Source organism: Streptomyces noursei (genome assembly GCF_016917755.1).
Lineage (GTDB): Bacteria > Actinomycetota > Actinomycetes > Streptomycetales > Streptomycetaceae > Streptomyces > Streptomyces yunnanensis.
Window position 1 is genome coordinate 9,676,371 of sequence record NZ_CP070326.1, and the last position, 20,309, is coordinate 9,696,679.

15 protein-coding genes, 1 pseudogene and 1 riboswitch are annotated in these 20,309 nt (G+C 69.7%); of the genes and pseudogenes, 3 read left to right on the forward strand and 13 right to left on the reverse strand.

The window, feature by feature from the left end:
• Nucleotides 1-6: 6 nt before the first annotated feature.
• From JNO44_RS42140 to JNO44_RS44275, 9 genes and pseudogenes are all read right to left on the reverse strand, one after another.
• Nucleotides 7-570: a methylated-DNA--[protein]-cysteine S-methyltransferase gene (locus tag JNO44_RS42140; protein WP_205369199.1), complete on the reverse strand. Its 564-nt coding sequence runs from the start codon at nt 568-570 to the stop codon at nt 7-9.
• Nucleotides 571-578: 8 nt separating this feature from the next.
• A complete protein-coding gene (locus tag JNO44_RS42145; RefSeq protein ID WP_205369200.1) occupies nt 579-2,051 on the reverse strand; it encodes a DNA-3-methyladenine glycosylase 2 family protein in 1,473 nt (490 codons plus the stop codon).
• Nucleotides 2,052-2,158: 107 nt separating this feature from the next.
• Entirely contained in the window at nt 2,159-2,623 is a 465-nt protein-coding gene (locus JNO44_RS42150; protein ID WP_240167902.1) for a macro domain-containing protein, read from the reverse strand.
• Nucleotides 2,624-2,670: 47 nt separating this feature from the next.
• Nucleotides 2,671-3,975 carry an NRAMP family divalent metal transporter gene (locus JNO44_RS42155; protein ID WP_235094786.1) on the reverse strand — a complete coding sequence of 435 codons (1,305 nt, stop codon included), beginning with the start codon at nt 3,973-3,975 and terminating at the stop codon, nt 2,671-2,673.
• Nucleotides 3,972-5,318, reverse strand: coding sequence for a magnesium transporter MgtE N-terminal domain-containing protein (locus JNO44_RS42160; RefSeq protein ID WP_205369201.1), 1,347 nt, complete (start codon nt 5,316-5,318; stop codon nt 3,972-3,974). The genes JNO44_RS42155 and JNO44_RS42160 overlap by 4 nt, the downstream gene beginning before the upstream one ends.
• Before the next feature lie 344 nt (nt 5,319-5,662).
• Nucleotides 5,663-5,835, reverse strand: a riboswitch (M-box (ykoK) riboswitch).
• A 71-nt stretch (nt 5,836-5,906) separates the two neighbouring features.
• Nucleotides 5,907-6,131 (reverse strand): annotated as a pseudogene (locus JNO44_RS42165) (DUF475 domain-containing protein); the annotation flags it as partial.
• A gap of 342 nt (nt 6,132-6,473) precedes the next feature.
• Nucleotides 6,474-6,596, reverse strand: coding sequence for a macro domain-containing protein (locus JNO44_RS45430; protein WP_420882777.1), 123 nt, complete (start codon nt 6,594-6,596; stop codon nt 6,474-6,476).
• Nucleotides 6,560-6,736, reverse strand: a complete 177-nt coding sequence (locus tag JNO44_RS45435; RefSeq protein ID WP_420882731.1) for a macro domain-containing protein — start codon at nt 6,734-6,736, stop codon at nt 6,560-6,562. The genes JNO44_RS45430 and JNO44_RS45435 overlap by 37 nt, the downstream gene beginning before the upstream one ends.
• A gap of 304 nt (nt 6,737-7,040) precedes the next feature.
• Nucleotides 7,041-7,193, reverse strand: a complete 153-nt coding sequence (locus JNO44_RS44275) for a DUF427 domain-containing protein (RefSeq protein ID WP_240167903.1) — start codon at nt 7,191-7,193, stop codon at nt 7,041-7,043.
• A 400-nt stretch (nt 7,194-7,593) separates the two neighbouring features.
• On the opposite strand from JNO44_RS44275, the gene JNO44_RS44280 reads away from it, so the two are divergent.
• Together JNO44_RS44280 and JNO44_RS44285 are read left to right on the forward strand one after the other, a co-directional pair.
• Complete coding sequence (locus JNO44_RS44280) at nt 7,594-7,857, forward strand: hypothetical protein (RefSeq protein WP_240167904.1); 264 nt, start codon at nt 7,594-7,596, stop codon at nt 7,855-7,857.
• Between the two features lie 227 nt (nt 7,858-8,084).
• Nucleotides 8,085-8,552 (forward strand): HNH endonuclease family protein, encoded by a 468-nt coding sequence (locus JNO44_RS44285; RefSeq protein ID WP_275695794.1) that lies wholly within the window; start codon nt 8,085-8,087, stop codon nt 8,550-8,552.
• Between the two features lie 313 nt (nt 8,553-8,865).
• Here the strand turns inward: JNO44_RS44285 and JNO44_RS42185 are convergent, their stop codons facing one another.
• Nucleotides 8,866-9,570 carry an AfsR/SARP family transcriptional regulator gene (locus JNO44_RS42185; protein ID WP_240167905.1) on the reverse strand — a complete coding sequence of 235 codons (705 nt, stop codon included), beginning with the start codon at nt 9,568-9,570 and terminating at the stop codon, nt 8,866-8,868.
• A 543-nt stretch (nt 9,571-10,113) separates the two neighbouring features.
• Here JNO44_RS42185 and JNO44_RS42190 point away from each other — a divergent pair.
• Nucleotides 10,114-12,948 (forward strand): ATP-binding protein, encoded by a 2,835-nt coding sequence (locus JNO44_RS42190; protein ID WP_205369203.1) that lies wholly within the window; start codon nt 10,114-10,116, stop codon nt 12,946-12,948.
• A gap of 64 nt (nt 12,949-13,012) precedes the next feature.
• On the opposite strand, the gene JNO44_RS42195 is transcribed toward JNO44_RS42190, so the two are convergent.
• The 3 genes from JNO44_RS42195 to JNO44_RS42205 all read right to left on the reverse strand — a co-directional run bounded on the left by JNO44_RS42195 (nt 13,013) and on the right by JNO44_RS42205 (nt 20,307).
• Nucleotides 13,013-14,206, reverse strand: a complete 1,194-nt coding sequence (locus JNO44_RS42195; RefSeq protein WP_205369204.1) for an MFS transporter — start codon at nt 14,204-14,206, stop codon at nt 13,013-13,015.
• A 201-nt stretch (nt 14,207-14,407) separates the two neighbouring features.
• Nucleotides 14,408-15,646: an MFS transporter gene (locus JNO44_RS42200; protein WP_240167906.1), complete on the reverse strand. Its 1,239-nt coding sequence runs from the start codon at nt 15,644-15,646 to the stop codon at nt 14,408-14,410.
• An 83-nt stretch (nt 15,647-15,729) separates the two neighbouring features.
• Entirely contained in the window at nt 15,730-20,307 is a 4,578-nt protein-coding gene (locus JNO44_RS42205) for a type I polyketide synthase (protein WP_205369206.1), read from the reverse strand.
• Nucleotides 20,308-20,309: the final 2 nt, after the last annotated feature.

Sequence of the window (20,309 nt, forward strand, 5' to 3'; positions counted from 1 at the left end):
GTGGTCTCAGGCCCATGCCTCCGGCGGGAAGAGGCCGTCAGCGGTGCGTTCGAAGGCGAGGAGGCGGCGCTTGCGGTCGAGGCCGCCGCCGTAGCCGGTGAGGCTGCCGTTGGCGCCGACGACGCGGTGGCAGGGGACGATGATGCCGATCGGGTTGCGGCCGTTGGCCAGTCCGACGGCGCGGGAGGCGGTCGGGTTGCCGAGCCGTTCGGCGAGTTGCCCGTAGGAGAGCGTCTCGCCGTACGGGATGGTGCACAGGGCGGCCCAGACACGGCGCTGGAACGGGGTGCCGTGCAGGGCGAGCGGCAGGTCGAAGGTGGTCAGTTCGCCCCGGAAGTAGGCGCGGAGCTGGGCGATGGTTGCGGCGAAGGGCGGTTCGTCGGGGTCGGCGGGGGTGCCGAAGGTCTCCTGTGGTGGGCGGTGGCGCTGATCGGTCATGTAGAGGCCGCTGAGCGCGTCGCCGCGGGCGACGAGGGTGAGCGGGCCGACGGGGGTGTCGTCGAGGACGGTGTGGGTGACGGACTCGGTGGGGACCCTGGTGGCCGTGGTCGCCGTGGTGCGGGTGGGCATCGTGGGGCTCAATTCGTCGGGAGGTGGTTGATGGGGTGGTCGTCGGTCGCCCAGAGGTACTGGACGGCGTAGGCGCGCCAGGGGCGCCAGCGGGCGGAGTGCCGGGTCAGGGCCGCGGGGGTGGCGGGCAGGCCGAGGCCGGCGGCGGCGCGGCGCAGGCCGAGGTCGGTGGGGGTGAAGGCGTCAGGGTCGCCGAGGGCGCGCATGGCGATGCATTCGACGGTCCAGGGGCCGATGCCGGGGAGCGCGGCGAGGCGGGCGCGGGCCTCGTCCCGGTCGCTGCCGACGTCGAGCTGGAGGGTGCCGGAGGCGAGCGCCGCGACGACGCCGGTGAGGGTGGCGCGGCGGGTGCGGGGCATGGCGAGGGTGTCCGGGTCGAGTGCGGCGAGCGCGGTGGGGGTGGGGAAGAGGTGGGTGAGGCCGCCGCCGGGGTCGTCGATCGGTTCGCCGTGGGCGCGGACCAGGCGGCCGGCGTGGGTGCGGGCGGCGGCGGTGGAGACCTGCTGGCCGAGGACGGCGCGGACCGCGAACTCGTCGGCGTCGGTGGTGCGCGGCACTCGGCGGCCGGGGGCCTTGTCGACGAGCGGGGCGAGCTGCGGGTCGGTGCGCAGGAGGCCGTCGACGGCCTCCGGGTCGGCGTCGAGGTCGAGCATCCGGCGGCAGCGGGCGATGGCGCCGGCCAGGTCGCGGAGGTCGGTGAGGGAGAGTCGGCAGTCGATGTGGTCGGGGCGGGGGGCGAGGGCGACGATGCCGTGGCCATAGGGGAGGTCGAGGGTGCGGCGGTAGGCGCCGTCGCGCCATTCCTCGACGCCGGGGACGGCGGTGGCGGCGAGGTGGCCGAAGAGGTTGTCAGGGTTGAGCGGCTGCCGGAAGGGGAGCCGCAGGGTGAGGGTGCCGGGGGTGGTGGGGCGGGGGCCGGGGCGGGCGCGTCCGCGGAGTTCGGTCGGGGAGAGGGCGAAGACCTCGCGGACGGTCTCGTTGAAGGAGCGGATGCTGGCGAAGCCGGCGGCGAAGGCGATCTCGGCCATGGGGAGTGCGGTGGTCTCGATCAGGAGCCGGGCGGTCTGGGCGCGCTGGGCGCGGGCCAGGGCGAGGGGTCCGGCGCCGAGTTCGGCACGCAGTTGGCGTTCGATCTGGCGGGGGCTGTAGCCGAGGCGGGCGGCCAGGCCGGGGACGCCGTCGCGGTCGACGATGCCGTCGGCGATCAGTCGCATGGCGCGCGCGACGAGGTCGGCGCGTTCGTCCCACTGCGGGGAGCCGGGGCTGGCGTCCGGGCGGCAGCGTTTGCAGGCCCGGAATCCGGCCTGCTGGGCGGCTGCGGCGCTGGGGTAGAAGCGCATGTTCTGGGGCTTGGGGGGCACTACCGGGCAGCTGGGTCGGCAGTAGATGCCGGTGGTGACGACGGCGATGTAGAACCATCCGTCGAAGCGGGCGTCCTTGGATTGCACGGCGCGCAGACAGCGCTCGGTGTCGGTGTGCATGTCCTCCAGGATTCCTCAGCCGACCGGGGTGGGCTGGCGGAAATCCGACATCAACCTCGGCTCATCAGCCCGGACGTCCGCGACCTCGGCGGGCCCGGGCGGCGCGTTCATTCCTCGGCGAGGGCGGCCTCACAGGCGGTGCGGGCGCGGTTGTCGAAGTCCACTAAGCGGATCTCGTCGAAGGCGTCCGGGGCGGCGGCGAGCGCGGCGCGGACGGTGGCCACGGCGATGCGGGCGGCGCCGTCGATCGGCCAGCGGTAGACGCCGGTGGGGATGGCGGGGAAGGCGAGGGTGCGGGCGCCCAGTTCCTCGGCGATCCGTAGGGATTCGCGGTAGCAGGAGGCCAGGAGTTCGCTGCGGTCCTCGCAGGTGGAGTGGACGGGGCCGACGGTGTGAAGGATCGACCCACGTCCCGACAGGCCCGGCAGCGCCTGTACGAGACGGTCGACGACTCGTGGTTCACGGCCCGTACGCTGGACGGCTTCCCCATGGAGGCCGTACGCCCGTACCTGCTGGGCGAGGACGCGCCCAGCCTCAACCGCCTGAACACGGCGTGGATCCTCCTTACTCACGGCGAGGACGCCCGGTAGCCAGGTGTCTGACGTGGCATGGGGGGTGTTCAGGCGAGGCCGAACCAGCCCAGGACCGTCTGGACGAGCAGGATGGTGGACATGGCGGCCACGCCGACAACCACTGCGGTGGCCGCGATGCGATAGCGCGGGCCGTTGGCCGCCGCGCCGAGCACGGATCGGCGGTTGGTCAGGACCAGCAGGTAGACCAGGACGATGGGGCTGATCAGGCCCTGGAGGACCTGGGTGCCGATGAGGAGCTGGATGACGTCGACCGGGGTCATGGCGACCACCGCGCCGAGGACGATCTGGGCGGTGAACAGGCCCAGGAACAGGGGCGCGTCGCGGAAGCTGCGGGAGACGGAGCGTTCCACGCCGGCGGCCTCGCCTATGGCGTAGCTCGCGGACAGCGGGACCACCGCGCCCGCGAGAGCGGAGGCACCGATCAGGCCGAGGGCGAAGAGGAGTTCGGCGTTCTGGCCGGCCACCGGTTTGAGGGCCTCGGCGGCCTGGGCGGCGGAGTCGAGCGGGCCGGTGCCGCCGATGGCGGAGGCGGTGGCGATGATGATGGTCAGGCTGATGATGCAGGCGAAGACCGCCCCCGTCACCGCGTCCAGCCTGATCAGCCGGTAGTCCTCCGGCTTGGCACCGCGGTCCACGACCCCGGCGGCGGCGTAGAACTGCATGTAGGGGCTGACCGTGGTGCCGATCAGGGCGACCGCGAGGAGGATGAAGTCCTTGCTCGGCTCGACGTGCGGGACGACCAGGTGTTTGCTGACCTCGCCCCAGTGCGGGTGGCCGAGGATCATCGCGATCGGGTAGGCGAAGAACGCCAGCGACATGATCAGGAAGATGCGTTCGGCCCACCGGTAGGAGCCGAACAGAACGAGTGACCACAGCAGGATCGCGGCCGGCGGGATGACCGCCCACTTGGGCACGCCGAGGAGTTCGAACGCGGCGCCGATGCCGGCGAACTCGCTGACGACCAGGCCGGTGTTGGCCAGCAGCAGGCAGAACACCGCGAGTCCGGTCAGGCGCAGGCTGAACTGTTCGCGGATCAGCGCCCCGAGGCCCTTACCGGTGTGCGCGCCCAGGCGTACGGCCATCTCCTGCACCATCACCAGTGCGATGGTGACCAGCACCATGAAGAACAGCGTGCCGTACGTGAATTGCGATCCGGCCGAGGCGTAGGTAGCGATGCCGGCGGCGTCGTTGCCCGCGTTCGCGGCGACCAGGCCGGGGCCGGCGATCGCCGCGATCATGGTGATGCGCCGCCAACCGGTGCGGCGTGCGGGGGTTGTAGTGGCCGTGGGAGCCGCCGGAGTCCCCGCGGTGGTGTCGAGGTCGCGGGTCACTGCAGGAACCTCCGGAAGTGCAGCCGCCCGCGCTCGGGCAGCAGGTTGTCGAGCAGGTCGTCGGCCAGGATCCGGCCGAGCGGGCGGTCGGTGTCGTCGACCACCAGCAGGGAGGAGGCGCGGGCGGCGACCAGCTCATCGGCGGCAGCGGCCAGCGCCGTGTCCGGACGGACGGTGATGGGCGGGCCGAACTGCGCCCGCCAGGCGGCCAGGTCGGCCACAAGGGTGGTGTCCTCCGCTACGGCGAGGTCGAACAGCGCGATGTCGGTGACAAGACGGCCCTCCTCGTCCACGACGGCGACGGCGTCGATCTCGGTGCGGTGCTCGGCCTGCTCGGCCAGCCGGGCCCGCACCTGAGCGACGGTCTCGTCCCGACCGGCGGTGATCAGCAAGGTGGTCATGGCGCCGCCCGCGGTGCCCTCCCGGTGCGCCAGCAGCCGCCGCAGCTCCGCGGCCTCGCCGGACGGCATGCGTGTCAGCAGCGCCTCACGCTCCTCACGGGTGAGGTCGCGCAGCGCGTCGGTGGCCTCGTCCGGCTCCATCTCGTCGACCAGCCGGGCCGCGTGCTCCGGCTTCGCCTCGCGCAGCAGGTTCTCCAGTTCGGCCGGTTCCATCTCCTCCAGCGCGTCGGCGGCGTGCTCCGGCTCCAGCCAGCCCAGCAGCTGCTGCCGCTCGGCACGGCCCAGGTCTTCGAGGATGTCGGCCAGATCAGCCGGACGCAGCCGGTGCAGCGCGGCCCGAGAGGCGCGCAGCCGTACCTCCGGCGGGCCCTCGGTCGCCTGCTCGGCGAAGGGGGCCACCGCCTGCCAGTCCAGTACCCGCTCCGGAGTGGGCCGAGCCTGCCACCGGCGCGGGCCGAGCCGGCGCAGCAGCGTGGGCAGGGAGACGTCCACGCCGACCAGCACCACCTTGTCGACCAGCGGCGCCAGATACAGATCGGCGGCCCGGGTGACCTGGACGCCGTCCACGTCAACGAGCTGATGGTCGAGCACGTCCTTGCCCAGCAGCACCTCGCCGGGGCGGCGGGCGAAGTCGCGCAGGTCGACCCGGGCGGTGCTCAGCCGCACGTGCCCTGCATGGACCTTGCCTATGGCGTCCGAGGCGAGAAAGGTACGGCGTCGGCCGATGCGCAGGATCAGGCCGGTGACCGGGGGGTACGAGTCCGCTCCGTAGAGCCGGGCCACGACATCGACGACACGGCCGACCTCGTCGCCGGACTGGTTCGTGACGGGGCCGCCGATCAGGCCAGCGAGCGAGACCAGGGAGGTGCGCACCGCCTTGGAGGCGGTTACACGCCGCTCCAGGTCGACCCGGCGGTCGCGCAGGCGAGCGGTGGTGGACATGAGCAGAGTGTGGGCAGCCAAGGTGAACACCCCCTTGCCCCGGCATGGCGGGGCATCAAGCGGCCCACGGCGGCGCACTTCCTCCCCGAACCGGCGGCGGCAGGCCCACCGCGCATACGCCGGTGCGCGGCCCGCCGAGGCCGGTGAGCTGGGCGAACCGCCGACTTAGGAGCCGAGCGGTTCAAGGGAGAGCGGGCTGCCTCGGGCCACGGAAGGACGACGCGGACAACACGAAGAGGGGCCGACTATGGCCCGGACTACTGTCCATGTCACCTCCTCCCGGTCCAGCCGCGCACTGGGCGTCGCGGTCGTGCGGCAAGGGGCAGCCGGGCATGTTCGCTCCCGGCACACCCCAACTCGTCAGAGCTTTGGCACTCCACGGCGTAATCCCCTTGCGGGGGAAGCCACTTGGGGTCACCCCTTGGGCCGGGGAGACCTGTCCTGATCCGGAGCGTCTCTCGACGGGTGGGATCAGTGGCCTGTGTCCGTGAAGACGCCTCACCGAACGAGGTGTCCGTTCAAACCGTCCAAAGAGTACGCCCGCGCGCACCGTGGCCCTAATCCATGACCAGTCCTTGACCTACGGCACTAGGCCGTGACGGTCTCGGCCGTCTCCGTCTCCCCGGCATGCGCCGCGAGTGCGCGGTTGCGGCGGGCAGAGGACCAGAAGGACCAGGCGATCAGCACGACGCCCACCAGGCCGGTGATGACCTCGTTGATCTCGTACTGGATGGCGACCATGAGGATCACGGCCAGGGCGCCGATGGCGCAGTGGACGCCGCGCTCCGGGTAGGCGTGGTCGTCGAGGGTGCCGTTCGAGCCCGCCTCCCGATACTCACTCACCGTCTGCACCTGCTCACAGGTGACACCCCATCAGAATGAGCGTCAAATAGGCGTCACGAGCGTCACTACAGCGTCGGATTACCTTCCATAACGCCCACAGCGCACATAACGCACACTCGCAAAGGCGCAGGTCAGGACCCCTTCACGGACGTTCAAGGATGCGACGCACTCCACATGATGCGTCATCGGAAACACGTCCATGAAGCCGGACATTCACGCCCGGTGTACGGGCGCCTCAGAAGAGACGGCTGTACACCGGGCGCTGCAAGGCTGGGGACTCAGGCACCTGAGGCAAACCGGAACCGTGGCTCGCTATCGGAGTTGTGCGGCGAACGCCTCGTACGCCCGCTCGTCGAAGAGCACGAACCGGACCTCTTCGACGGCCGTCTCCGCACCCCTCACCGTCTCCACCGCGATCCGGGCGGCGTCCTCCAAGGGCCACCCGTAGATACCGGCGGAGACGGCAGGGAACGCGACCGTACGGCACCGAGTTCATCCGCGACCCGCAGCGACTCCCGATAGCAGGAGGCCAGCAGCTCCGATCTGTCCTCCTCGTGGGTAAAACGCGGACCCACGGCGTGAAGGGTTCCTCCACTCTGACTGGTGCATACCTACCGATGGTGCCGCAAGGACACCATGCCGGTCGCGGACGGCACGGTAGTCCCTGCTCTGCGGTAGCTCCTGACCCGGCGTTCCCGACGACGGGCCGTCGCCCTCCGAGCCAATACGGCGTCAGCACGATTGAGCGGCGTCCAGGTGTTCCAGATGTTGTGCGGAGGCACCCTTGGTCGGTGGCAGTGTGGCTTTCGCGGCAGGCCGGGGCAGCACCCCGGGAACATCTACGCTAACGGGGGGTAAAGGCAACCGCCCCACGCTCAGTCACTTCTTTTCCAGGGTGCCTTCGACGGTGACACCGTTCCAGAAGGCGACATGGTTCTTGATCCGGCGGGCGAGGAAGGTGGGGTGAGGGTAGTACCAGGCAGCGTGGGGGTTGAGTACGCCGTCGACGGTGACCGGGTAATAGCGGGCCATGCCCCTCCACGGTTACACGGACTTGGTCGGACTGTCGCTGAAGCACTCGCGGTGCAGCGACTCCGGGGGGCCACCACCTTCGTGCGGGGCGTCCGAGCGAGTACCATGCCGTTCCACATCGCGTGCATTATCGCGGCTCACTCCTTGCCGTTCGCCGTTTCGGTAGGGCGGTACGGGCGCGGGCTCGATGGACGGAGCCTGTCGGGCTCACGGGCCAGGTCCGCCTGGGTGCCGGGGGTGGTGGCCAGTCTGCAGGCGAAGCGGAGCATGCGGGTCGCGGCCAGGGAGACGGGAGCGCGCTGGGGCCCGCCGCGCAGCGAGTGCTTGGTCAGACGCAGCAGTCCGCGCCCATCTGCACCGTCTGGACACCTGGCAGGCCCAGGTCACCTACTCCGCCCCGATGCTGCTGCTCGACCGGCGCGAGCGCGGGGAGCTCGACTCCGCGGACACTGCCCGCGCGATGTCGTACATCGAGAACTTCCTGGTGCGCCGGATGATCTGCCGGGTGCCGACGAACAACCGCAACCGGATCTTCCAGGCCGTTCCCGAACAGCTTCCGCTCGACGTGCCCGTAGCCGACGGCCTACACCAGCTCCTCTCCGCCGACAACCGCTTCTGGCCCGACGACGAGTTGCGCAAGAAGATCCAGACGGCGCCCTTCTAACCAGTACGAGCGCTGGCACCAGCGCAACATGGTGCTGCAGCGGCTGGAGGAGAGCTACGAGCATGCCGAGCCGGTGGACTTTACCGCCGCTCAGCTCACCATCGAGCATGTCATGCCGCAGCCGCCCGGCGGCGAGTGACTCGGGATGCGGCACGAAGACGCGGTCGACGGTGCACGCGCGGAGGACCGGCACGCCCGCCCAGCTGCAGCACACTCTCGGGAACCTGATGCTCACCGCGATCAGCTCCAAGCTGTCCAATCAGCCCTTCGAGCGCAAACAGGACCTGTTGCAGGGCAGCCACCTGGAGATGAACCGCCGCATTGCCGCCACCGAGCGCTGGGGCGCGAAAGAGATCCGCGCTCGTGCCGACGACCTCGCCCTGCTGGTCTCTGGGGCCGACGACGACCAGACGGACGGCGAAGACACGGCGCAGCACAGCCTGGTAGGCCAGGGCGAGGAGACGCGCGCCGAGCAGTTCTTCCGCCAGCTCGCCACGGGCGACTCCCTCGACACGGTGGAGGCGGTACGTGCGCTCTTCGCCCGCTGGGATGAGCTCGGCGGCTGGATCGGCTACGGGGCGAGACATGTCATCACCAACGCGTTCCTCATGCTCGGCGCGGCCGGCGCGCCGGGCCGCCACATCTGGCCGCTGGCGCTCTGCTCGGGCAGCGGCGCGGTGGGACGGCGGAGGTGATGTTCCAAGCACCTCCGCCGCACGCGAGCCGTTCACCGACCGCCTGCTGCGTGTCGAACTCCTCAAGCGCCTCAACCAACGGGCAGGGGGTCGACATCCAGGAGGGCTAGCTGGAGCTGCGTCCCAGCTTCCGCCTGTCACTGCTAGAAGGACCACAACCGCGAACTGCTTGCTGAGACCCTGCCGTGGTTCCGGGATCGCTGGGACGGCCGGGATACCACCTGAGCGTCCAGCGCCGAGCAGATCGGCGGCTTCCTGCTCACGTGTCAAAGAGTGCGCCCTGGCGGTCCACTCCCCGACATGGGCCCGGCGGTCAGAAGGCGACCGGCTGCCCCGCTTCGAGTCGGTCGTCGGAAGTCAGAATGGCGCTGTGCATATCATGCAGGGCGCGGCACGGCTCCAACCCCAGCTCCGCCTTGAGGGTATTACGCGCCCGCTGGTAGATCTCCAGAGCCTCCGCACGTCTGTTGCAGCGATAGAGCGCGAGCATGAGCTGCCGGTAGAACGTCTCGTGGAGCGGATGCTCGGATACCACGGACTGCAGGAAACTGACCAACTCCCGGTGACGTCCCAGCATGAAGTTGACCTCGACGAGTAGTTCAACGCACTCCAGCCGAAGCTCCTCGGCCCAGGCGGCGAAGCCGTTGACGATGGGGCCCTCCCGCAGACCGCTGAGCACAGGACCGCGCCAGAGACCCAACGCTGCCTCAAAGCGCTCGGACGCCTCCTGATGGTTGCCGACCGCCATGCACGCCCGCCCTCGACTCAGCAGCCCGCTGAAGAATTCAACATCGGTCTCCTCGCCGTGGAGTTGCATGAGATAGCCGGGAGCTCTCGTGACAACTGGATGAGTCCCACCGTCCGCCACGGCCAGCAACTTGCGCAACTGCGATATGTAGACGTGCAGTGCGGCGGTGGCTCGGCGCGGCGGGCTCTCCCCCCAAATCTCCTCGATGATCCGCTCTGCGGAGACCACACGATTTCTCTGGACCAACAAGGTGGCCAGCAGGACCTGCACTTTGCGAGGCACCTTCTCCACTGCAGGAGAGCCGACGCCTTCCATTCCATCTACCCAGAGCGGACCGAGCAGACAATACTTCACGAATACCCCCCGTTGGGCCGACTTGCCCGTTCCGGCCTTGCCTGCGGGCCGGAGCACCACCTATGTCAACTGGAGAACGGTTCGCCGTAAGCGGCGGCCGGATTCCCCCTAGTTAACTGCTTAGCGCACACCCCCTCCGAGCATGCGCAAAAACTGAAATCTTCGACTCAGTTCCCCAAGTATGTTCCAGCCCCTGCAGAGGGGACATCAGGGAAACCGCTTACGCGCTTCGCGCAGCCCTTGCCGCAGAGCCGTCCCGGCGATACCGAAGGCCCAGGTCAGCGAGGACGTCGAGGCACAAACAACAGTTCATACGTAGGTCAAATATGCGGACGTGATCGTGGTCACAACTGCTGGGAACAACAGGCGAGGAGTAGGCTCCTAGCTCTGTGATCAGTGCGTCGAGTGGTCGAGTGCGAGAGCCTGCAGGGCACAACGGCGGAGGGAGCTGCGGCGCAGATGCATGTGACGAACGGGGTGTACGTACGACCCAGCGGCGTGCGGCGTAAGGAAGTTGACGTTCTGTTACATAGCCTGGCCGCGGGGGCTGGTTCAATCACAGAGCTAGTCGGCGATCCCGGCAGTGGCAAGACTCGGATGCTTGCTGACCTCGCCGGCGAGGCGAAGTCACGAGGGATCCAGACACTGACAGCGCGAGGCACCGAGTTCGGCCGCGCCAAGATGTTCGATCTCTTCACCCAGGTCATCTCCACCGGTCTCGACACCATGCCTGCCGAGGTACGTGCGGACGCGCTGCCAGTACTAGGAGAGCTCACCGCCCCGTCCGCCGCCGAGTGGAGCGGCCCGGCCGGGCGAGAGGGACTGCCGGCTGCCGTCCGCACGCTGTTGCATGAATGGTCCCGTCAGCCATTGGTCGTACTCCTCGACGACTTCCACTGGGCCGACGCGGGGTCCAGGGAGATCGTCGATCACTTGCTGCGCCGACCGATGGATACCGCCCCACTGCACCTCGTGATCGCGCAGCGGCCGCGCCAGGCGTCATTCCGCCTACGCGGGTCAATCGCCGACCGTGCAGGGCTGGGGTACGTACGCACCATCGAACTCGGGCCACTCAGCCCAGACGAGTCCGCCCAACTGCTAGGGCTTACCGCCGGTGACGAACGCGCCGGGCGGCTGCACCGGGAGAGCCACGGCATCCCGCTGTATCTGCAACTGCTTGCCGATGTGCCGTACGACGGCATGCTGCCCCGCAAGGTCGCCGACCGGCTCGCTGCCCGGCTGATGCCGGAGATCGAGACGCTCACGGAGCAGGAGACGGCGGTCGTGCATGCGGGTTCCGTACTCGGCGACCGATTCGATCTGGACATGCTGGCTCATGTCGCTCAGTTGAGCCCGGAGGTCACGGGCCAGGCGATCGACGGTCTCTGCCACCGCGACCTACTGCGGCCGGCGGAGGACCCGGCGAGCCTGCGCTTCCGCCACCCCCTCATCGGGCGGCTGATGTACGACCAGATCGGCTGGCACCGGCGAGCCCATGCCCACCGCAGGGTCGGCACGATGCTGGCTGTCCAAGGGGCAACCGCCGCCGAACGTGCCTGGCACATCGAGCGCGGCCCGGCCGTGGCCGACGCCGAGGATGTCGCCGTGCTCGCGCAGGCAGCCGCAGAACGGATGTCGTCCGACGCCGATTCCGCGGCCCGCTGGCTCAAGGCCGCGCTCCGCCGGTTGCCCCGCTCCGGCAACAGCAACGACCAACGCGTCGAGTTGCTCGTCGCGCTGGCACGCGCCCACATCTCCGCCGGCCGCACCGGTCCGGCACTGGAGTTGGTGCACGACATCATCGAACGGGCACGGTGCGCGTCCTGCCCGGTCCGGGTCGAAGTCATCGCCTTCTGCGCCATCTTGGAAGCCGCGTGCGGGCACGATTCCACTGCCAGTGACCAACTCGTCGTCGAGTTGGACACGCTGCCCGCCGAAAAGCAGGCCGAAGTGGTGCCCCTGCTGCTGGCCCGAAGCACGGTCGCCTTCCTTAGCGGCCGCCTCGACGACTCGGACGATCTGGCGATCGCGCTGCGGCTGGCCCGTAAGCACCACATGTCCGTGGCTGAAGCCGGGGCGCTGGTGTTGCGCGGCTTCTACCACATCCTCAACAACGAGATCGACGAGGCCGAGCGGGCGCTGGCTCCCGGTAGAGCCATCCTCGACGCCTCCCCCGACATCACGTTGGCCGCGCACCCGGAGTACCTCGCCATCCTCGGCTGGTCAGAGATCCTCAACTGGCAGTTCGACGATGCCCTGCGGCATCTCTCCCGCAGCGCTGCGGTGATGCGTCAGCGGGGTGGTAGTCACCTGCTGCCCGTGGTCATCAACGGCCTGAGCTACGCCTATCAGCAAATTGGCAGGCTGATCGAGGCCCGGAAGGTGCTGGTCAGCCATCAGGAGGTGTTCGAAACCTGCGCCGCTGAGCCTCAGCGGACCCTGGCCACGGCGTTGAAGGAGCGTGTCGGCGTCCTGGCGGAGGGTGCGCACTACATTGGCCCGGAGGATGCCACCGGTCATGGGGAGGCCGCCGGTGCGATCGACCCTCAGTCGTCCGACTGGAACCGGCTGGCGGCGCTGTGCCTGGCGGATGCGGCACGGCTGGCCGGACGCTTCGAGCCGAGCGCTGCTCTGGTCCTGCGCGCGGGCGGCGGCCCCGACCTTCCGGAGCTGCCCACTGCATTGCTCCCCATCGCCTTCGAAGCCCTCACAGCTGCGTCGCTGCACATCCAGGTGCCGGTGCCGCAGTGGAGCGCGGACGCGCGGATGTCGACGACACTGTCGAACCACCGCGCCCATGTGCTTCTGGCGCAGGCCCATGTGGCCAAGGGCAGCCAGGACTACCGGACGGCGGCAGTGCTCTATCGCAATGCGGCCGCGCTGTTCTCCACGGCGGGCATGTTGTGCGCACAGGCTCGTGCACTACTGCCGGCGGCACAGTGCGCAGCAGAGGACAGTCGACCAGAGGATGCAATAGAGCTGCTCGCCGAGGCCGAGTACGTGGCGGGGCAGTGCGAGTCCTCGCGGTTCACGCTCGAAGTCGGTGAGCGACGCCGACAGTTGGAGGGGCTGCCGGCCGTCGGCGGAGCGTCGGTCCTGGAGAAACTCGCGGAGTTGACCACCCGAGAGCGCGAGGTCGCCGAACTAGCCGCTTCCGGTGTGCGGACCCGTGAGATAGCCGAGCGACTGACGCTCAGTCCGCGCACCATCGACGTCCACCTCACCCGTGTCTATCGCAAACTCGGCGTCAAGTCGCGGGTGGCTTTGGCCGGTCTGCTGGCGGTCCTCCCTTAGCCGTACGACCGTGGCCCGCCGCACAGATGGCTGTGCGGCGGGCCACGGAACTGCGGCGTCGGACTCAAGTGCGGGCGGCCTGTGGCTCCGACACGGCCTCCTGCTGAGCGGCGGCCTGCCTCCGGATCAAGCGCTGGGTGAGCTCAGCGACGATCAGGCCGACAGCGAAGAAAGCACCGCCGATGATTCCGAGGTACCTCCCGCCGATCAGATCCAGCCCCGCGGCGCCGACCACTCCGGCCAGCGAGGCACCGATGAAGATCATCGAGCTGTTGAGAGAGATCGACAGCTGCGCGTCCTGCGGCGAGATGGATATCAGCCGGTGCTGCAACGGCACCACCAGCGAGAATCCGGACAGTCCCCAGACCGCTACCGCCGCGAACGCGGTGGAGAGGAGAGCGCCGGACCACGGGGTGACCGCGAAGTCGATGGCCGCGACCGTCGCCGCGATAACGATGATGCGGCGGTTGCCGTAGCGGTCCGTCAGCGGCCCGGAGCCGAAGCTGCCGATGGCACCGGCGATGCCGGAGACCAGCAGCAGGACGGCGAGCGTGCTCCCCGCCCCACCGGTCGCCCGGTCGAAGGTCTGGCTGATGTAGGTGTTGAGTACGTAGTTCCCGGTGAAGAACAGCAGGGTGCTGCCCAGGGTGAGGGCGAGGCGCGGGTTGCCGAGCGGGGCCAACCGGCGGGTCCACGGCACCGCGGGAGGCGCCGGGATCTTCTGCAGGAAGAGGGCGATGCCGATCCCGGCGACGGCGCCGACGGCGGCGACGAACCACATCGTCGAACGCCATCCGTAGTTGCTGCCGATGGCAGTGCCGAGCGGGGCTCCCAGAGCCGTCGCCACGGACAGACCGGCGGTCACGATGGAGAGTGCCGCCGCCCGCTTCTCGGGGGGCGCGAGCGAGGCGCCGGCGACGGTCGCCCCCGGGGTCACCGCCGCGGCCCCGATACCTGCCAAGATCCGGCAAAGAATCACCAGGGTGAAATTGGGCACCAGGGCGGTGCAGACATTGGCCACCACGAAGACGGCCAAGCCGGTCAGCAGGACACGGTTACGGGACCAGTTGGCGGCCAGAACGGCGATGAGTGGCGAACATACGGCGTAGGCAAGGGAATATGCCGTCACCAATTGTCCGGCCGAGCCGACACTCACCTGAAGTGTGTGTGCGACGTCCGGTAGAACTCCGGCCACCACAAAGCTGTCCGTGCCGATCGCGAATACGGCGAATGTAAGGGGAAGGAGGCGGCGAATCATGCCAGTACTTGCTCCGTAGGCTGGGGGACTAGAAAAGGAAAGTCCGCGGGCGAGGGAGATGCTAGGGCAGTGCCGGCCGGTGCGCCATGCTTAATCGCGTGCGTGAATTCCCGTACGTCCAGTGGAAATTACGTACACCGGCGGTAGTACATAGCCTCGTTTCCGTCCGCCGTGGTGCCGGAAACGTGACTCGACGGGTACTTACGTCGCGGCGGCCATGACGCGCTGGCGATCCCGGTCCGGGTCGACGAGGAACCCGTAAAGAAGGCCACCGGCGGAAATCACCACACCGAGCAGCAGAAAGGCGTGGGAATACCCCTCAGCGGGAGTCTTGGCGGCGTCCAGCACGACACCACTCAGCCAGGGGCTCAGAATGCCGCCCACGGCTCCGAAGGCGAGCGCCACCGCCAGCACCCGGGCCCGCTGGCCGACCGGTGCGATCTCCGCTGCGGCGGGGTTGGCCACGCTCTGAATCGCCAGGGTCAGTCCGTAGCCGAGGACCACCAGCAGCAGCGCCATGGGAACGGTGTCGGACAGGGGGATCAAGGCCAGCAGCACTCCCCCAGCGAGCAGCACCGCCCCACCGGCCAGCCCGCGACTGCCTCGGGAGGGCGTTCCCCTCCGCAGTCGGCGGTCACTCCACCACCCCAGTCCGAACAGGAAGACCAGCCCGGCGACATTCGGAAGGCCGAAGAGGGACCCCGCCGTGGCCTCGGAGAAGCCGAGCGTCGTCTGGAAGTAGGAGGGCAGCCAGGTGAGGACGACCGCGATGAGCATGTTGGACACGAACAGGCCGATCACACTGCCGATGAAGGTCCGGGTGAGCAGGATGGTCCGCAGCGGCGCGCGCGGCCCGGCGAGCGGGCCGGCGGCTCCCTGCCGATGCGTGACTTCGTGCCCGTACGGCCCCCTTCGGCCGGCCAACGCCCACACGGCGGCCCATACCAGCCCCGCCAAGCCGACGACGAGAAAGCCGGTCTGCCACCCGAAAGCGATGATGACCACGGTCAGGAGGGGAGCGAGGGCCAGCTTGGATACCGAGGCGCCGGAGGTCAACAGGGCCGCCGGCAACCCGCGCCGCTCGTTGGGGAACCAGGTGTAGAGGGTCGTGTGAGCGGCCGGGAAGCCCGGCCCCTCACCGGCCCCGAGGGCGAACCGCGTAGCGAGCAGCACGGTCGCCGACCCGGCGAAGTAGAGGGGGAGTTGGGTGAGGGACCACAGCACCGCCAGCACGCACAGTGCCGCTCTGGTGGGAAGCCTGTCGGCTACGAAGCTGTAGAGCAGCGCCGCCGGCGGGCCCAGCAGGCCCGCGGCGGTCCCGATGAACCCAAACTGGGTGGAGGACAGGTGCAGTTCGTGGATCACCGGCTGGGCCACCAGCCCGAGCACCACCTTGTCCAGGTAGGCGACCAAGGTGAAGCCGAACAGTAGCCCGGCCATGACCCACGGTGTACGCGAGCGGGGAGCAGCGGGGTGCGTGCACGTCCGAGGTTCCGTGGCGCCCCGCACCGACTGTCGTGTCGTCATGAATGGGCTCTCTCGACCGGTCGGTGGCTTGCGGTCGGGGACTCGCCGTCCTCTCCCACCACGCTCAGCAGGTGGTCGACAAGGGCGGCGGGGGTGGGATGGTCGAGCAGTGCTGTCAGCGGCAAGTCGAGGTCCAGGGCCTGGCACAGCGCATTGCGCAGTTCCAGCGTGGTCAACGATGTGAAGCCCATGGCCAGGAATTCGGCTTCCGCCTCGCTGCGGGGCACGGCGTCGAGTCCGAGCACCCGGCAGGCACGGTCCAGCACCACATCCAACATGATTCCGGGGCGGTCCGCCTCGGCGGCGGCCACGATCCGGCCCCGCAGCGCGGCTGCCTCCTCCTCGGGGGCCGGGGTGGTCGTCGTCCCGACGCGGCGCAGCGCGCCCTGCTCCACGCCGGTGCCGTCCAACTCGGCTGCCAGGTCCGGGAAGCACCGGACGAGGCGCTCCGCGTCCACGTCCGCCACGATCAGGCTTTCCTCCCGGCAGCTCAGGGCTCGGGAAAGTAGCGGCACCGTCGGCGGTAGCGGGCGCAGCCCGGCCTCCCGCGCCGCGTCGTCGAGGGCCGACGCCCAGCTCACCAGGCGGGCCGGCCGGCCCGTGGCCCTCCGCCGCCGGACGAGCGCGTCACAGGAGTTCCGCAGCGGGCTGTCCAGCGTCTCCGGGAGGCCGGTGAGGATGACGAAGGCGGACAGTGTCCGGTCGCGGACCAGGGCATCCAGGCCCTCAACGGCTGCGCACACCGATGCAGCGTCCTGGCAAGGGCGGGAGGCCGCGGCATGGACCACCGCGGTCAGCGGTTCTCCGCCGAGTGCCGCAGCCAGGGCTGACTCCGCCTTGGGCCCCGGGACACCGTCGAGCGTCTCCACGTGAAGGCCAAGTGCCGCCAGTTCCGCCTGCAGTTCGGCCGTTCCCGGACTATCCGCGAGAATCAGTCGTGTGGCTCCGCCGGCCAGCCAGCGCGCAGCCTGCTCTCCAAGGGGCGTGTCGGCGCCGGTGAGCAGCACCGCTGCAGTAGGCGACCAGTCCGTCACGTCCCCACCGTCCGTTTTCGCGAGTCGCCGCACGAACGTCGCCGACGGCCGTACCGCACACCGCGGCGAGCCGCCCGATGCCGTCAGCACGTCGATCACCCGCCGCCAGGTCCGGCTTTCGACGACCGGCGGCAGGTCCATCACACCGCCACCGGTCGCCACGGCTTCTCCGGCCGGTGACCCGGCCAGGGCGAACAGCCCGGCCTGCACGGGGTCCAGGAGTGCGGCCTCAGCCGGCTCCACCGCCACCGCGTTACGGGTGAGGACCCACGTGGGCGCTGACACCCCGGCGTCGGCGAGAGCCCGGACCAGCGCCGCGGTCGGGTCGATGGGGGACGCGGTGCCAGCCAGGGACAGCAGCGAGAGTACGCCCGCGGGGCGCTCGCCGCCCAAAGCTCCGGCGAGCCGCTCGGTCAGCAACAGGCCCTCGGCGGCGGCCATGTCGATGTCGGCGCGGATCACGCGCTCGGCTCGGTCGGCCAACGCCTTGACGGCAGCCGCGGCCGTATCCCCATCCCGCCCCTCGGGCGCCACCACCAGCCAGGTACCGGGTGGGACGATGCCGTTGCCCTCTGATATGGCCTGCCACACCGACCGGTACCAGTGACGGCCCCGGCCGCGCAGACCGGCGAGCGCGGGCAGGAGTGCGGTCAGCCAGGATTCGGCGCCGGCGCCCATGCCCAGCGTGCGCGCAAGATCACCGACGTCCTGCCGGTCCACCGCCTCCCAGAAACGGCGCTCTTCCGAAGGCACCGGTGCCGCTTCGGGGGCTTCCAACCAGTACCGGCGACGCTGGAACGGATAGCCAGGCAGCTCGACCCGCCGGGCCCCGCTGCCCTCGGACACCGCGGGCCAGCGCACCGGTGTCCCGGCGACGTGCAGCGTGGCCGCTGCGGTCAGCATCGCGCGTGTCTCGGGCTGGTTCCCACGCAGGGTCGCCGCGGTCCGGAACTGCCGCGTCGGCCGCCCGTTACTGCGTTCGCGCACCCTGGCCGCGTCCAGGCATTCCTCCACCAGCGGTGTAAGGACGGCCTGCGGGCCCAGTTCGAGGAAGGTGTCGACGCCGTGGTCGGCGAGCCAGGCGATGCCGTCGCTGAAGCGCACGGTGCCCCGGATATGGCGCGCCCAGTAGTCCGGCGAACGCAGTTCTTCCACGGCAGCCACGGCGCCGGTCTCGTTCGACACCACCGGGATGGCCGGGGGATGGAACGACAGTCGGGAGACTTCTTCACGGAAGCTCTCCAGTACGACGTCCATGTGCGGGGAGTGGAAGGCATGGCTGACCTTCAGCCGCTTGGCACGGTGTCCCCGAGAACGCCACAGGGCAGCCACCTCCATAACCGTTCGTTCGTCCCCGGAGACCACGGTAGAAGCGGGGCCGTTTACGGCGGCGATCGCGACCCGGTCCGCCAGGCCGATCAGTGACTCTTCCACCTCCTCGGCGCCAGCCCGGATCGAGACCATAGCTCCGGTTGTCGGCGTGCTCTGCATGAGCCGGCCCCGGGCGGCGACCAGCGCGGCAGCGTCGGGCAGCGACAGCACCCCGGCGGCATGCGCCGCGGAGATCTCCCCGATGGAGTGCCCCATCAGATAGTCGGGCCGCAGCCCCCACCGCTCCACCAGCCGGAAGAGGGCGACCTCCACGGCGAACAGACCCGCCTGGGTATACAGCGTCCCTTCCAGGAGCGCGGCGAGCGGAGAGCCGGCCTCGGCGAACAGCACCTCACGCAGCGGAAGTTCCAGATGAGGGTCCAGCAAGCTGCACGTCTCATCGAACGCCTGGGCATACCCAGGTAGTTCACGGTGCAGCTGCTGCCCCATACCGATCCGTTGACTGCCCTGGCCGGAGAACAGGAAGGCGGTCCGCCCACTGCTTCGGGCCTGGCCGGTGAGCACACCGCTGCCGGTCCTGCCATGAGCCACGGCCCGAAGACCGGAGCACAGCTCCGCACGGTCCTCGCCGACCACCACGGCCCGCACCGGCAGTGCCTGCCGGCCGGCCAGCGAGTATCCGACATCCACGGCGCGCAGCTCGGGGTGGCCTTCGACCTCAGCCGCAAGCCGTTGCGCCGCAGCGCGGAGGGCGCCGATGTCGCGTGCGGACAACGCCCAGGTGTGGACAGCCGGTTCGCGGCCAGCCGGCTCCTCGGCCTTCGGTGGGGCCTGTTCCAGCACGAGGTGGGCGTTGGTCCCGCTGATGCCGAAGGACGAGACGCCTGCCCTCTGCATGCCCTGGCCGTCCGGCCAGGGGACGGGCTCCTGGAGGAGCGACAGCGGGCCGGTGGACCAGTCGAGGTGCGCGGATGGCCGCGCGCAGTGCAGCGTGGCCGGCAGGGTGGCGTGGCGCATCGCCATCACCATCTTGATCACGCCGGCGACTCCGGCGGCGGCCTGGGTGTGCCCGATGTTGGACTTCACCGATCCCAGCCAGAGCGGACGGGTGCGTCCCGCACCGAACACCTCTCGGAGGGCTTGTGCCTCAACCGGGTCGCCGAGCGGAGTGCCGGTGCCGTGCGCCTCGATCGCGTCGATGTCGTCCGGTTCGAGTCCGGCGTCGGCGAGAGCGTCCCGGATCGCCCGCTGCTGAGCGGCACCGTTCGGTGCGGTCAGGCCGTTGGTAGCGCCGTCCTGGTTCACCGCGGTGCCCCGGATGACCGCGAGGACGGGATGCCCGTTGCGGCGAGCGTCCGACAACCGTTCGAGGGCCAGCAACCCGACGCCCTCGGCGAAGCCGACACCATCAGCGTCCGCCGAGAAGGACTTGCACCGACCGTCGGGCGACAGTCCGCGCTGCCGGCTGAACTCGGTGAACAGCGTCGGCGTGGACAGGACGGTGGCACCACCGGCCAGGGCCAGGGAGCATTCGCCGCGGCGCAGTGAGGCGGCGGCCAGGTGAAGCGAGACCAGTGAGGAGGAACAGGCGGTGTCCACCGTAACCGCCGGGCCCTCCAGGCCGAAGGTGTAGGCGATGCGGCCCGAGGCGACGCTCGCGGTGGTGCCGTTGCCGACGAACCCCTCGCACTCCTCGGGTACTTGCTGCAGCCGCGTGCCGTAGTCGCTGTACATCAGGCCGACGAACACGCCGGTGGAACTGCCGTGCATCTCCTCGGGGTTGAGGCCGGACGATTCGAGAACTTCCCACGCGGTCTCCAGCAGGAGTCGCTGCTGCGGGTCGGTCGACAGTGCTTCCCTGGGGCTCATGCCGAAGAACGCCGCGTCGAAGTCGGCCGCGTCGTACAGGAAGCCGCCGGTGCGGACGTAGGAGGTCCCCGGATGGTCGGGGTCGGGGTGATAGAGGGTCTCCGTGTTCCAGCCGCGGTCGGAGGGGAAAGCCGAGATCGCGTCCACCTGCCCGGCGACCACGCGCCACAGGTCGTCGGGGTGGCTCACGCCTCCGGGGAACCGGCATCCCATGCCCACGATGGCGATCGGCTCGTGGCGCGCGGCCTCGACATCCGCCAGCTGCTGCTGGGTGTCGTGGAGCCGCGTGGTCACCCATTTCAGGTATTCGACGATCTGCTCCTGATCCGTGTCCGTCATGC

Excerpts from the sequence above, each read along its gene's own strand:
- JNO44_RS42140 (WP_205369199.1), bottom strand. The coding sequence starts at position 570 with ATGCCCACCCGCACCACGGCGACCACGGCCACCAGGGTCCCCACCGAG.
- JNO44_RS42145 (WP_205369200.1), bottom strand. The coding sequence starts at position 2,051 with ATGCACACCGACACCGAGCGCTGTCTGCGCGCCGTGCAATCCAAGGAC.
- JNO44_RS42160 (WP_205369201.1), bottom strand. The coding sequence starts at position 5,318 with ATGTCCACCACCGCTCGCCTGCGCGACCGCCGGGTCGACCTGGAGCGG.
- JNO44_RS44275 (WP_240167903.1), bottom strand. The coding sequence starts at position 7,193 with ATGGCCCGCTATTACCCGGTCACCGTCGACGGCGTACTCAACCCCCAC.
- JNO44_RS44280 (WP_240167904.1), top strand. The coding sequence starts at position 7,594 with ATGCTGCTGCTCGACCGGCGCGAGCGCGGGGAGCTCGACTCCGCGGAC.
- JNO44_RS44285 (WP_275695794.1), top strand. The coding sequence starts at position 8,085 with ATGCTCACCGCGATCAGCTCCAAGCTGTCCAATCAGCCCTTCGAGCGC.
- JNO44_RS42190 (WP_205369203.1), top strand. The coding sequence starts at position 10,114 with ATGCATGTGACGAACGGGGTGTACGTACGACCCAGCGGCGTGCGGCGT.
- JNO44_RS42195 (WP_205369204.1), bottom strand. The coding sequence starts at position 14,206 with ATGATTCGCCGCCTCCTTCCCCTTACATTCGCCGTATTCGCGATCGGC.
- JNO44_RS42200 (WP_240167906.1), bottom strand. The coding sequence starts at position 15,646 with ATGGCCGGGCTACTGTTCGGCTTCACCTTGGTCGCCTACCTGGACAAG.
- JNO44_RS42205 (WP_205369206.1), bottom strand. The coding sequence starts at position 20,307 with ATGACGGACACGGATCAGGAGCAGATCGTCGAATACCTGAAATGGGTG.